The 11,942-nt window shown below is 60.5% G+C and carries 12 protein-coding genes and 1 tRNA gene; 6 read left to right on the top strand and 7 right to left on the bottom strand.

The genetic code is table 11. The features are described from left to right. Window positions 1-202 precede the first annotated feature (202 nt). Window positions 203-1,204, bottom strand: a complete 1,002-nt coding sequence (locus tag ASO19_RS01860; RefSeq protein WP_081562808.1) for an RluA family pseudouridine synthase — start codon at window positions 1,202-1,204, stop codon at window positions 203-205. Here ASO19_RS01860 and ASO19_RS01855 point away from each other — a divergent pair. Continuing rightward, a complete protein-coding gene (locus ASO19_RS01855; protein ID WP_232086369.1) occupies window positions 1,188-1,613 on the top strand; it encodes a DUF6476 family protein in 426 nt (141 codons plus the stop codon). The two genes, ASO19_RS01860 and ASO19_RS01855, sit on opposite strands and share 17 nt — an antisense overlap. Before the next feature lie 23 nt (window positions 1,614-1,636). Here the strand turns inward: ASO19_RS01855 and ASO19_RS01850 are convergent, their stop codons facing one another. Continuing rightward, complete coding sequence (locus ASO19_RS01850; protein WP_103765261.1) at window positions 1,637-1,963, bottom strand: ArsR/SmtB family transcription factor; 327 nt, start codon at window positions 1,961-1,963, stop codon at window positions 1,637-1,639. A gap of 160 nt (window positions 1,964-2,123) precedes the next feature. Between ASO19_RS01850 and ASO19_RS01845 the strand changes: the two genes are divergently transcribed. After that, on the top strand, window positions 2,124-3,209 hold the full coding sequence (locus tag ASO19_RS01845; RefSeq protein WP_103765260.1) for an alkene reductase: 1,086 nt from the start codon (window positions 2,124-2,126) through the stop codon (window positions 3,207-3,209). A gap of 72 nt (window positions 3,210-3,281) precedes the next feature. Here the strand turns inward: ASO19_RS01845 and rlmB are convergent, their stop codons facing one another. Further along, complete coding sequence (gene rlmB / locus ASO19_RS01840) at window positions 3,282-4,085, bottom strand: 23S rRNA (guanosine(2251)-2'-O)-methyltransferase RlmB (RefSeq protein WP_081562805.1); 804 nt, start codon at window positions 4,083-4,085, stop codon at window positions 3,282-3,284. Between the two features lie 75 nt (window positions 4,086-4,160). Here rlmB and ASO19_RS01835 point away from each other — a divergent pair. Continuing rightward, window positions 4,161-4,246 (top strand) — tRNA-Tyr (locus ASO19_RS01835). A 70-nt stretch (window positions 4,247-4,316) separates the two neighbouring features. Here the strand turns inward: ASO19_RS01835 and ASO19_RS01830 are convergent. Continuing rightward, window positions 4,317-4,796, bottom strand: a complete 480-nt coding sequence (locus ASO19_RS01830; RefSeq protein ID WP_086442156.1) for a hypothetical protein — start codon at window positions 4,794-4,796, stop codon at window positions 4,317-4,319. 153 nt (window positions 4,797-4,949) lie between these two features. Between ASO19_RS01830 and ASO19_RS01825 the strand changes: the two genes are divergently transcribed. Further along, window positions 4,950-7,487 (top strand): excinuclease ABC subunit UvrA, encoded by a 2,538-nt coding sequence (locus ASO19_RS01825; RefSeq protein WP_103765290.1) that lies wholly within the window; start codon window positions 4,950-4,952, stop codon window positions 7,485-7,487. Window positions 7,488-7,530: 43 nt separating this feature from the next. On the opposite strand, the gene ASO19_RS01820 is transcribed toward ASO19_RS01825, so the two are convergent. The 3 genes from ASO19_RS01820 to ASO19_RS01810 all read right to left on the bottom strand — a co-directional run bounded on the left by ASO19_RS01820 (window position 7,531) and on the right by ASO19_RS01810 (window position 10,291). Further along, complete coding sequence (locus ASO19_RS01820) at window positions 7,531-8,598, bottom strand: NAD(P)-dependent alcohol dehydrogenase (RefSeq protein WP_103765259.1); 1,068 nt, start codon at window positions 8,596-8,598, stop codon at window positions 7,531-7,533. A gap of 102 nt (window positions 8,599-8,700) precedes the next feature. Beyond that, window positions 8,701-9,657 (bottom strand): AraC family transcriptional regulator, encoded by a 957-nt coding sequence (locus ASO19_RS01815; RefSeq protein WP_103765258.1) that lies wholly within the window; start codon window positions 9,655-9,657, stop codon window positions 8,701-8,703. Between the two features lie 46 nt (window positions 9,658-9,703). Further along, window positions 9,704-10,291 (bottom strand): NAD(P)H-dependent oxidoreductase, encoded by a 588-nt coding sequence (locus ASO19_RS01810; RefSeq protein WP_043558122.1) that lies wholly within the window; start codon window positions 10,289-10,291, stop codon window positions 9,704-9,706. Window positions 10,292-10,548: 257 nt separating this feature from the next. On the opposite strand from ASO19_RS01810, the gene ASO19_RS01805 reads away from it, so the two are divergent. Together ASO19_RS01805 and ASO19_RS01800 are read left to right on the top strand one after the other, a co-directional pair. Beyond that, the gene (locus ASO19_RS01805; protein WP_166651581.1) at window positions 10,549-11,400 is read left to right on the top strand and encodes a response regulator transcription factor; all 852 of its coding nucleotides are present in this window, start codon (window positions 10,549-10,551) and stop codon (window positions 11,398-11,400) included. A 17-nt stretch (window positions 11,401-11,417) separates the two neighbouring features. Next, entirely contained in the window at window positions 11,418-11,942 is a 525-nt protein-coding gene (locus ASO19_RS01800) for a flagellar basal body-associated FliL family protein (protein ID WP_081562799.1), read from the top strand.

Below are 11,942 nucleotides of genomic sequence, written 5' to 3'. Positions count from 1 at the left end.
TGGGGAAGAGGCGGGCAGATCATACCAGCCTATCCCTTACAGGAACGATGAGACCAGCGCCTGCATCTTAACGCCGGTCAGGCCGTATCTCCATCGCAAATAAGGCAATAGAGACATGTCCATTCTTTATAGGACTTTTTTCGTCCTATTATTCTTTAATTGATTCCTGCCGAGAGTCAAACTTAATAAAAAGTCAGGTGCTTCACCCTTCCGAGAGAGCTTCAATCAGGGTCTGGAGATCATCAGGGAGAGGGGCGGAAAAAAGCAGTTCTTCCTTTGTTCGTGGGTGGGTAAAACCCAGAGTGGCGGCATGAAGGGCCTGACGGGGGAAGTCGAGAGCCTGATGGCGCACGTTCACGGGCAGTTTGCGGGCCGCTGCCGGGACACGACGCAGATAGACCGGGTCGCCCAGCAGGGGGTGGCCATTATGGGACAGGTGGACACGGATCTGATGCGTCCGTCCCGTGGCCAGCCGGCACTCCACGAGCGATACCCCCGCATGAAAAGTTTCTTTCGTCGTGAAGCGTGTCAGGGCGTGTTTGCCGCCATTAGGGACGACGGCCATGCGCTTGCGGTCCCGCTTATCCCGTCCGATCGCCCCTTCAAACTCGCCTGAAGGCGGAAGGAGGCCCCACGCCAGGGCGAGATAGGCCCGTTCCATCGTGCGGGTCGCAAAGGCTTCGGACAGGGCTTCATGGGCGAGGGGGGTTTTTGCAACGACCATCACGCCGGATGTGTCCTTGTCCAGCCGATGGACGATGCCGGGGCGTTTTTCCCCGCCAATCCCTTCAAAGTCCGGCCCGCAATGGCCAAGAAGGGCATTGACGAGTGTACCTGTTTCATTGCCGGGGGCGGGGTGGACGACCAGCCCGGCTGGTTTGTCCAGCACGATGAGGTCCCTGTCCTCAAAGAGGATGTCCAGCGGGATGCTTTCGGCCTGCGGGCGGGCCGGTTCTGGCGGGGGCAGGCGCAGCTCCAGCGTCATTCCCTCTCGCAGGGCGAAGGCGGGGTCTCGCCGGGGCGTGCCGTTGCAGGTAAGGTGGCCCGTCTCAATCAGGGCTTTGACACGGGAGCGGGAGAGGGTACCGATGGCGTCTGCCAGCATACGGTCGGCCCGCTGCCCTGTCTGCTCGGGCGTGATGGTGAATGAGAAGAGAGCGGGCGCATCCGCAGGGAGAGAATCGGAGATGAGTGAGTCGGACATGGCCCCCAATCTAGTCGAGCCGGGACAAAACAGCGAGTCGAACCCGCCACGCACGCCCAGGGCTCTGGTGGCGGCTGTCATCATCATGGGGGTGATGATTATTCTGGGGACGGTCCTGCTGGTGGGGATCATCATTCATCGGATGATGAACCACTCTTCGGCTTCACCCGCTCCGGCGGCTTCCGAGCTTTCACGGGCAGCGGCAGGGCCTGCTTCTCTGGCAGGGCCAGCCCTGCTGAAACTGCCCAGGCAGGCGGATGAGCAGGTCATGGCCGTCACGGCCCGCCCTGATGGCCTTCTGGCCGTCACGCTCAAGACAGGGCAGGGCGATGCCCGCATCCTGCTCTGGCAGCCGGAGCAGGCCCGCCTTGTGGCGGAGCTGGACCTGACGGGGCCTGCCGCTCATTGATGGGGACGGCCTTCGTTGGAGGGTCAGTCTTTCTCTGGAAACTCTGTCGGACATTCCCGCAGGATAGAGGCCATCAGGCCGGGGAAGCGGTCCTCCAGCACGTCAAGACGGAGCGTGTTGCGGTGCTGGACCCCTTCCACACGGGTATGCAGGATGCCGGCCTCCCGCAGGACCTGAAAATGGTGCGACATGCTTGATTTTGGCCTGCCACGCAGAAGGGTCGTGCAGTTGGCTTCCTTCAGGCCGTGCAGGTGGCAGATGATGCCCAGACGGACAGGGTCCGCCACGGCCCGCAGAAGGAGCAGGAGGGTGATGTCTTCCGGGGCGGGGTGATGATACAGCGCAGCCATGAGATCGTGTATCGGGAGTCGGGGGGCCGTTTGTCAAGGTTTCATTGTTCTATGTTGATAGAACAAAAAGGAAGTGTTAGCGTTTGAGAAGAACGGGCGGTGACACCATGTGTCCCTGTCTCCGTCATCTGTCTGGTCATGTTTTTCAGGAGAAAACACCATGCCAACACTTTTCGATCCCATCTCCTTCGGGTCCATCAAGGCGGCCAACCGTGTCGTCATGGCACCGCTCACACGGGCACGGGCAGGCAAAGATGCCGTACCGACACCCATCATGGCAGAGTACTACGCTCAGCGGGCCAGTGCCGGTCTGATCATCTCCGAGGCGGTGGGCATTTCCCGTCAGGGGCTTGGCTGGGCCTATGCCACGGGTATCTGGAATGAGGAGCAGGTGAAGGGCTGGAAGGCCGTTACCGATGCCGTGCATGAAAAGGGCGGCAAGATTGTCTGCCAGCTCTGGCACATGGGGCGGATGGTTCATTCCTCCGTTACAGGCGAGCAGCCAGTGGCACCGTCTCCCTCAACGGCACCGGGGCATATTCATACTTATGAGGGCAAGGCCCCTTATGAGGAAGCCCGTGCGCTGCGTCTGGATGAGATTCCGGGGATTGTGGAAAGCTATGCCCATGCGGCCCGCAATGCGATGAAGGCCGGTTTTGATGGTGTGCAGATTCATTCTGCCAATGGCTATCTGCTGGATGAGTTCCTGCGGGATGGCACCAATCACCGGACGGACGCTTACGGCGGGTCTGTTGAGAATCGTCTGCGCCTGCTGCGTGAGGTGACGGAAGCTGTCATCAAGGAAGTTGGGGCCGAACATGTCGGCGTCCGTCTTTCTCCGAATGGGGAAGTGCAGGGCACGATTGATAGCAACCCGGAGGCCGTCTTCATCCCGGCGGCAAAGATGCTGAATGATCTGGGCGTGGCGTGGTTGGAACTCCGTGAGTCCAACCCGTCCAGCACCTTCACATTTGCTGGGGCTACGGAACAGCCGAAATTGTCACCGGAAATCCGTAAGGTCTTTACCCGTCCGTTGGTGCTGAATCAGGAATATACACGGGATGAGGCCCTGAAGGCCGTGGCGGATGGCAGGGCTGACGCCATAAGCTTTGGTCGTGCCTATATTGCCAACCCGGACCTCGTGCGCCGCCTGAAGGACGATCTGCCGCTTCAGGATGATGACATGGCGACATGGTATGGCCCGATTGGAGCCAAGGGCTATACGGATTATCCGTTCGCCAAGTGATGGCCGATAGTATCGCTTGAGAGCGGGGTGGTGACCGGGTTCTCCGGTCCCACCCCGTTTTTGTGTCTGGGATCAGTCCAGCGGGCGGGTCAGCTCGTACAGGGCAACGGCGGAGGCGTTGGAGACGTTCAGGCTCTCCATCGGGCCGGACATGTGGATGGAGGCGATTTCATCGCAGGTTTCCCGTGTCAGGCGGCGCAGGCCGGCCCCTTCGGCCCCCAGAACCAGAGCCACACGACGGTCGCCGAGCTGGTTGCGGTCCAGCCTTGTGCCGCCTGCATCCAGCCCCACGACCCAGAACCCGGCTTTTTGAAGGCCCTGTAGGGCACGGGAAATGTTGGTCTCCCGGATGATGGGCACGACATCCAGCCCGCCGGAGGCCGCTTTGGCCATGGTGCCGGTTTCATCAGGTGTATGGCGGTCCTGCACCAGAAGGGCAGCGGCCCCGAAGGCGGCGGCCGAGCGCAGGATGGCCCCGATGTTGCGGGGGTCCGTGACCTGATCCAGCACCAGAATGGGGCCGGGGCGGTCGATGACATCCACGATGGCGGGATTTTCCAGTGGTTCGACATTCAGGCAGACGCCCTGATGCACGGCGTCTTTCCCGCAGAGGGCATCCAGCTCTTCCCGGCTGACGATGCGGGGCTGATGGGCCGTCTCGGGCAGGGAGTCGGCGGCTTCCTTTGTCGCCAGAAGGCTGTAGATGACCCGTGCAGGGTTGAGCAGGGCGGCCTCCACGGCGTGCTGGCCGTAGATCCAGTAGCCCTTGCCCGTGGCGGGGGCACCGTGCCGGGTCGTGCTGCGGCGGGAGCGGTTGCGGGAGAGATTCTGCGCCTCGGGCAGGGCCACACGGCGGGAGGATGATTTTCTAGCCATAAGTCTTTGTATAATCTTTCTGGCTCGCATTGACATAGCAGTAAATGCATATTATCACACGCACATCCTGAGTTCGGAGGGGTGCCCGAGTGGCTAAAGGGGGCGGACTGTAAATCCGCTGGCGTACGCCTACGTTGGTTCGAATCCAACCCCCTCCACCACAGGTAATCAGAAAAAGCGCAGTGCCGCCCCAGAAACAGGGCGGCTTTTCTTTTTCGAGGCCCCAAAAAATTATTCCCTTCTGGGAGTTTGCAACTCTCGGTTTATTTGGTGCTCAGAGCTATGGATCGACCCCTTTCTGCCGGGGGCTTTGCGTGGTGTGCGGGGTTGTGCTGGGGTATCTTTTGTTACTTCATAGCGGCAGTCATCGTCCGCTAGAAAAAGATCATCCCGGTTCTGCCAGAGCCATTCATCGCAATAGAGTATGGTCCAGTCTGGGAGTTCACCTTTCAGGTCTTTGGCAATGGTTAGACCGGTAGCTGCAAAACCTTTCAGGTCAAAAGGGGTGCGGTCTTTTTTGGGCAGGTAATATTCAAAATCATCGGTAAGGCGTATCCATTTGTCTAGTCTGGTGCGGAGCTGGTCCGTTATGGGCAGGTCTTCCAGAAGAATGGGCTGGCCATTGCTTGTCCAGACAGCTTCTGTCAGATCTCCTCCAAGAACAAGGCATTTATCATCGGGTAATTCAGCTTTATCTGTTATCTGGTTCATGATCTGTTATGCTGTTGCCTGTTTCAAAAAGTTCGGTAGAGGGGTGTGTTGGCCCCAACTATTTTGCTGCGTATGGTCATGTTAGTATTTTTTTCATGATAGCGACCAGCTCTGATTGTTATGTCTGGAGCTGGTCAGAAGGAGCGCACGGCCATGGTGTCATCGGATAATCAGCCTTCTCACGACTGGAAATCAGTGGACATGATCCGTGTGGAAGGCGCACAGGAGCATAACCTGAAGGATGTCTCGCTGGAGGTGCCACGGGGCTGTCTGGTGGTGTTTACCGGTGTGTCCGGGTCGGGCAAGTCGTCTCTGGCGTTCGGGACGCTCTATGCCGAGGCGCAGCGGCGGTATCTGGAGACGGTCGCTCCCTATGCACGGCGGCTGTTCCATCAGCTGCCTCCACCGAAAATCCGCAGCATCGCAGGGCTGCCGCCCGTCATTGCCCTTCAGCAGCAGGCGGGCACGAGCAGCCGGTCGTCCGTGGGCAGCGTGACGACCCTCTCCAATCTGCTGCGTATGCTCTATTCCCGGGCAGGGACGTATCCGGCTGGTGCGCCCATGCTGGAGAGTGACGATTTCTCCGCCAATACGCCGCAGGGGGCCTGTTCACGCTGTCAGGGCACGGGATGGCTCTATGATGTCGTGGAAGAAAAGATGGTGCCCGACCCGACGCTGACCCTGCGGGAAAAGGCCGTGGCCGCATGGCCCGGTGCGTGGCAGGGGCAGAACCTGCGGGACATCCTCATGATGCGTGGGGTCGATCTGGACACGCCGTGGCAGGACCTGCCCAGGGAAACACGGGACTGGATTCTGTACACGGATGAAACCCCGACAGAACCGATCTACCGGGGCCTGAACTATGCCGAGAGTCAGGCGGCCATGAAGCGGGGGGAGCCGGCGACCTATCAGGGCACCTTCGCCAGCGCACGCCGCCATGTGATGCAGAGTTTTCACGGCTCAAAGAGTGCGAAGATGCGTGCCCGTGCGGCGACCTTCATGCAGGCGACACGCTGCCCGGTCTGTCACGGTGCCCGTCTGAAGCCTGAAGCCTTGGCCGTGACGTTTGCGGGGCAGGATATTGCGGCCCTGTTCCACCTGCCGCTGGAACGGCTTCATGCCGTGCTGAAAGACCAGCTGGCAGGAGAGCGGCGGGATGATGCGCAGGGGCGTGTGATTGAGGAAATCGGCACGGCCCTGCTCCGGCGGCTGGAGATACTGCTGGAGCTGGGGCTGGGCTATCTTCAGACGGACCGGACCGTGGACAGTCTTTCCCCCGGCGAATATCAGCGTCTGCGGCTGGGGACGCAGGTCCATTCCGCCCTGTTTGGCGTGGCCTACGTGCTGGATGAACCCGCCGCCGGATTGCATCCGGCGGATATCGAGGCCCTGCTGAACGTGCTGGCCCGTTTGCCTCGGGCCGGAAACTCCCTGCTGGTCGTGGAGCATGATCCTGTCGTCATGCGGCGGGCGGACTGGCTGGTGGATATCGGCCCCGGTGCGGGCAGCCATGGCGGGCAGGTTCTTTACAGTGGCCCGCCGGATGGCCTGCGGCAGGTAGAGGCCTCCCGCACAAGGCCTTATCTCTTTGCTCCGCCGCCTCTGGAGCGTGGTCCTGGCCGACAGGTGGAGCGGTGGCTCCAGCTTGAGGGCATCACATGGCGGAACATGAAGGACCTGTCCCTGAAGCTGCCACTGGGTGTTCTGGTGAGCGTGACGGGTGTTTCCGGTTCCGGCAAGTCCAGTCTGGTCAGTCAGGCTCTGGTGAGCCTTCTGGGGCATGCGCTGGGCCAGAAGGTCGAGGAAGCGGACGAACCGCAGGATGGTGACGACACCACGCCTCTGGCGGACGAGGCCGTGGAGGCCCAGCCGGAAGGGCGTATCGTGGCAGGGCTGGAGCATGTCCGGCGTCTGGCCATCATCACGCAGAAGCCCATCGGGCGGACGTCACGCTCCAATCTGGCGACCTATACGGGCATTTTTGACCAGATACGCAGGCTCTTCGCCGCAACGGAGGCCGCCCGCAGGGCGAAGCTGGATGAAAGCTGCTTCAGCTTCAATGTGGCCAAGGGACGGTGCCCGTATTGCGAGGGGCTGGGGACGGTCTCGGTCGGTCTGCTCTTCATGCCCGGTGTGGAGGCTCCCTGTCCGGTCTGTCATGGGGCACGCTACAGGGATGAGGTGCTGGCCATCACGCTGCGGGAGAAGAACATTGCCGACGTGCTGGCCATGACCGTGGAGGAGGCCTGTACCTTCTTTGCTGGAGAAGGGGCACTGGCCCGCGGGCTGGAAACGCTGGAGCAGTCCGGCCTTGGCTATCTCCGTCTTGGCCAGCCTGCACCGGAACTGTCCGGCGGTGAGGCGCAGCGGCTCAAGCTGGCAACGGAACTGCAGAAGCGGCGGCCCGCCCCCATGCTGTATGTTCTGGATGAACCCACGACTGGCCTGCATCCTTCTGATACGGACAGGCTGCTGGGCCAGCTCCAGACATTGGTGGAGCAGGGGCACAGCGTGGTTGTGACCGAACATAACATGCGTGTGGCGGCGGCGAGTGACTGGGTGATCGATATTGGCCCCGGCAGCGGGGAAAAGGGCGGCAGGATCATTGCCTCCGGCCCGCCGGAGGAGGTGGTCAGGAACCCTGAAAGCCGGACAGGGCCATATTTGCGGGAGGTGCTGGCCGGAGCGTGACGGGGTGGCCCCGCCGGGGTTCGGTCCCGGCGGGGGTGGTCGGTCAGTCGGTCTTCAGTGTGGTCATGTCGATCACGAAGCGGTAGTGCGTGTCGCCCTGTTCCAGCTGGCGGAAGGCCTCGTTGATGTCCTGCATGGCGATGGTCTTCGTATCGGGCAGGATGTTTTTGCGGGCACAGAAGTCCAGAAGCTCCTGCGTTTCACGGATGCCTCCGGCGAGCGAGCTGGTGATGTTGCGGCGGCCATAGACCAGCGGCAGGGTTGAGAGTGCCGGTATGGGGCCGACCTGCCCGACAAGGGAGATCGTGCCGTCCACATCCAGCAGGGACAGGTAGGGGTTGATGTCATGCTCCACCGGTATGGTGTCGATGATGAGGTCAAAACGGCTGGCCGCTTCCTGCATGGCCTTTTCATCGCCAGAGGCGAGGAAGCTGTCTGCCCCCAGGGCGAGGGCTTCCTGTTTTTTCTTCCCGCTGCGTGAAAGGACGGTGACTTCCGCCCCGAGTGCGGAAGCCAGCTTCACGGCCATCTGGCCCAGCCCGCCAAGGCCGATGACGGCAACCCGTGATCCGGGCCCGGCACGCCATGTCCGCAGGGGGGACCATGTGGTGAGGCCAGCACAGAGCAGCGGTGCCGCCCTGGAGGCATCCAGCCCTGCTGGCACTTTCAGGACGAATTCCTGCCGGGCGACGAGGTGCTTGGAATAGCCGCCCATGTTGGGAGTTCCGTCCACGGCATCAATGCCACCATAGACCCCATTCATGCCGATGGGATATTTCCTGCCCTCCCGGCAATACTGTTCCTCACCTTTGCGGCACTGGTCACATGTCATGCAGCTGTCCACCATGCAGCCGACGGCAGCGATGTCCCCGGCCCTGTGGCGGGTCACCTCCGGGCCGACCTCCAGCACGCGGCCGATGATCTCTTGGCCGGGAATGGCCGGATAGGGCGTATGGCCCCAGTCATTGCGCACCCAGTGCAGGTCGGAGTGACAGACCCCGCAATAGAGGACCTCCATCACCACGTCATTGGGGCGGGGATTGCGGCGGTCAAAATGGAGGGGGGCGAGAGGGGCCTCGGCAGAGGTGCAGGCAAAGCCAATGGTGCGCATGGGATCATCCTTCCCTGAAGAGCGGCGATTGAACGGGCCAGCTGCGAGCCTATGGAACGTTAATCTTCTGTTAAATATTTCAGGAGGGATGGCAGGTCTGCTTCAGAACCACACATCTTCATGCTGGGCCGTATAGGCATCCACGCCCATGCGGCGGATGTGCTGGAGGTCGGCCTGGGGCGGGCGGGCGAAGGTTTTCCTGTACTCACGGCTGAACTGGGAGGGACTGTCATATCCTACCTGAAAGCCTGCGCTGGCAGCGCTCATCTCTTCATGCACCATGAGGCGGCGTGCTTCCTGCAGGCGCAGCTTCGTGCGGTACTGGAGGGGCGTCATGCCTGTCAGCTCTCCGAAGCGTTTGTAGAAGCTGGACTGGCCCATCCCGGCGATCTTCACCAGCGTGCCGATCTCGAACCGTTCCTGAAAATGGTGGCGCAGATGGATGATGGCCCTGTTGATGCGGGAGAGGTCACTCTGGAGGTGGGCCGTTTCCTGAAGGACATGGCCTTGTTGGCCATGAAGAAAGAGATAGAGGAGCTCCTTCTTGTAGAGCTGCGCCAGAAATTTCTGGTCGCTATTCCGGGCGAGCAGCCCGACCAGGCGCAGCAGGGCATCCAGCAGGTCGTCGGTGATCCGGCTCACTCCCATGGCGGATATGGGAGAGCTGTTCTCTTTTCGGAGGGTCAGTTTCCGGGCCTGACGGCTGAGGGCGGACTGGCTCTCCCGGAGGAGCTGCTCCATCTCCGTGGAGGAGAAGCTGATGCACAGGGCCAGATAGGGTCTTTCCGCCGAGGCCCTGGTGATCTGGCCGGAAACGGGCAGGTCCAGTGTGGAGATCAGATATTCGCCCTCGCCATAGGGCAGGGGCTGGTCATGGAGGTGAAGGATTTTCTGCCCCTGCACGACGATGTAGATGCGGGGTTCGTAAACGACCAGAACGGGATCGGTCACGGTCCCGGTGCGATAGAGGGTCAGGAAGTCGAAAGCCGTATGGGTGACTTTTTCCGGGCAGTGGCGGCTGACAGCCGCCTGGAGGGCGGCGAGTCGGTCCTGTGGCATGGTGCAGTCTTTCTCTGTGCCGGTTGTTCCTGATCCGTGGAGCCGGTCAGGCCATGATGATGACCTGCTCGATATGCCGCCGGTAGGCAGCCTCCATGGCTGGGACATCCGGGTTCTTCATGACATCCGTTGCCAGAAAGGTGGGCAGGCGGTCCATGCCGAGAAAGGCATGGGCCCGATAGAACGGGAAAAGCACGGCATCAATGCCACCGCCGCCGAAGAACTGGTCCCTGTCTTCGAAGGCTTCAAGTGGGGCATTCCACGTGGTGGATACCATGAAGCGTTTGCCCTGTAGCAGGCCACCAGAGCCATAACGCTTTGAGGGATCGTGTCGGCTGCGGCCATCATTGCTGTAAAAAAGGCCATGTGCCTGTGTGAAAACCTCATCCATATATTTTTTCAGAGGCCACGGCGTGCCCATCCACCATCCCGGAAACTGGTAGATGACGATGTCCGCTTTCTGGATCGCCCGGATCTCGCTTTCGACATCATAGCCTTCATCAATGACGGTCTGGCTGACGGACAAACCGTGTTCCTGAAGGCAGGTTGCGGCAAGATTCTGGAGGGTCTGGTTCAGTTTTCCGGCAGAGTGGGCAAAAGGTTTCGCCCCGTTGATGAGGTGGATGTGGGTCATTGGGGGACTTTCATGAGGGTTGTGAAGATGTCCAGTTCATTAATCGGAACCGCTGGTGTCAAGGGGAGAAAATGGCCTTTAGTGCTTTGTAAAAGGCCATGGAATTGCCATAATCTCATGGGCTTTGTGGCAGCATTTTAACGAATTTAAAGGAATATTTTGATTGCATTTAAAAGATGGAAGGATATTTTAATGTCGCGTTAGCATTATGTCTTGATAATGAGGAGTACGAAACGATGAAGAAAAGGAAAACTTCCATGAGGTTGATCTGCGTTGGTGATAGTCCAAAGAATATGGACGGACGGCCTTGCTCCACTCTTTCTGAAGCGGTTTCTGAAGGAGGAATCTTTCTGCGCATTTCTGGCAGGGAAGGCGTGCTGAGCGCCCTGCGCAATGATCAGTCCGATGTGGCCGTCATCCAGCAGACCAACCCGGATCCGCTTCTGATCAGAACGATTCGCAACAACCGCTTCAGCCTGCCGATTCTGGTCATTGCCCGGAATCTGACAGCCCACAACGTGGCCGAGGCCCTTGCCGCTGGTGCTGATGACTGCGTGCCCATCACGGTAGGGCCGGTAGAACTGCTGGCCCGGCTGAAGGCGATTGTCCGGCGTGTCATGGATCATGGCGTGACCAGCCAGATCATCACGGTCGGCCGTCTGACGGTGAAGGAAGACACCCGTGAGGTGCTGGTGGATGATGACCTCCTGCCGCTGACACAGGGTGAATATGACATCATGTCCCTCATGGTGCGTCGTCGGGGTAGCCTGCTGAACAAGGCCGCCATCCTGTCCACCCTGTATGCCGGGCGGGAGAAGCCCATCAGCAAGACCATCGATGTCATGGTCTGCCGCATCCGTCAGAAGCTGCGGGCAAGAGGTATCCAGAAGCCCTTCATCACGAGCTGGGGCATGGGGTATCGGCTGAATGAGGAAGCCTTCCTGCCGCTGGGTGCCCGTGCCGAGGATGAGTGCAACCCTGTCCAGCAGGCCATCCGTGAGGCCAGCATGCCCGTATCGGCGGGTCTGGGTGTGACAGCCATGGCAGGCGAGGCGGAAAGCCGTCGCACTGTGGAGAAAGCCGCCAGACAGCCGGTTCATCAGGACTGATAACGGAGCGCAGCGTCATGAGTGATGAGACCAGTCCAGACGCCGGAGGTGATGGTACAGCCGCTTCGGCTGATGGCAGGAAGGGCATGTCCAGGAAGAAAATGGCCATCATGGCTGCCGTGCCTCTGCTGCTGATAGGTGGGGGCGTGGGTGCCTGGCAGGCCCACCTTCCACCATTCGGCGGTGGCGGGAAGCCTGCCCCCAAGGTTGCCGCAGCGGAAGGCGGGGAGGCGGGCTCACATCGCCTCCTTCTGTCGGTTCCCTCTGCCACGGCCAATCTGGATAACGGGGCCGGGCGGACGGTCTATGTAAAGATGACAGCCAGTGTCGAGGTGGAGGGAGCTGAGACACTGGCAGCTCTTCAGGGGCGTATTCCCGAGGTGCAGGACATTTTCCAGACCTATCTGCACGAAAGCCGCCCGCAGGACCTGCATGGCAGTGGCTTCTATCGCCTGCGTGAGGCCCTGCTGAGGCGCCTGCGTGTGGCGTTTGCCCCGCTGAATGTCACGAACATTTACATTACGGAACTTCTAACCCAGTAA

Origin of the sequence: Parasaccharibacter apium (genome assembly GCF_002917995.1) — a bacterium.
In the GTDB taxonomy this organism is placed as follows: Bacteria; Pseudomonadota; Alphaproteobacteria; order Acetobacterales; family Acetobacteraceae; genus Bombella; species Bombella apis.
Note: the sequence above shows the minus strand (reverse complement) of the source record. Positions and strands in the feature narration are given on the sequence as shown.

Excerpts from the sequence above, each read along its gene's own strand:
- ASO19_RS01850 (WP_103765261.1), bottom strand. The coding sequence starts at position 1,963 with ATGGCTGCGCTGTATCATCACCCCGCCCCGGAAGACATCACCCTCCTG.
- ASO19_RS01800 (WP_081562799.1), top strand. The coding sequence starts at position 11,418 with ATGAGTGATGAGACCAGTCCAGACGCCGGAGGTGATGGTACAGCCGCT.
- ASO19_RS01855 (WP_232086369.1), top strand. The coding sequence starts at position 1,188 with ATGAGTGAGTCGGACATGGCCCCCAATCTAGTCGAGCCGGGACAAAAC.
- ASO19_RS01815 (WP_103765258.1), bottom strand. The coding sequence starts at position 9,657 with ATGCCACAGGACCGACTCGCCGCCCTCCAGGCGGCTGTCAGCCGCCAC.
- ASO19_RS01805 (WP_166651581.1), top strand. The coding sequence starts at position 10,549 with ATGAGGTTGATCTGCGTTGGTGATAGTCCAAAGAATATGGACGGACGG.
- ASO19_RS01830 (WP_086442156.1), bottom strand. The coding sequence starts at position 4,796 with ATGAACCAGATAACAGATAAAGCTGAATTACCCGATGATAAATGCCTT.
- ASO19_RS01860 (WP_081562808.1), bottom strand. The coding sequence starts at position 1,204 with ATGTCCGACTCACTCATCTCCGATTCTCTCCCTGCGGATGCGCCCGCT.
- rlmB (WP_081562805.1), bottom strand. The coding sequence starts at position 4,085 with ATGGCTAGAAAATCATCCTCCCGCCGTGTGGCCCTGCCCGAGGCGCAG.
- ASO19_RS01845 (WP_103765260.1), top strand. The coding sequence starts at position 2,124 with ATGCCAACACTTTTCGATCCCATCTCCTTCGGGTCCATCAAGGCGGCC.
- ASO19_RS01825 (WP_103765290.1), top strand. The coding sequence starts at position 4,950 with ATGGTGTCATCGGATAATCAGCCTTCTCACGACTGGAAATCAGTGGAC.
- ASO19_RS01810 (WP_043558122.1), bottom strand. The coding sequence starts at position 10,291 with ATGACCCACATCCACCTCATCAACGGGGCGAAACCTTTTGCCCACTCT.
- ASO19_RS01820 (WP_103765259.1), bottom strand. The coding sequence starts at position 8,598 with ATGCGCACCATTGGCTTTGCCTGCACCTCTGCCGAGGCCCCTCTCGCC.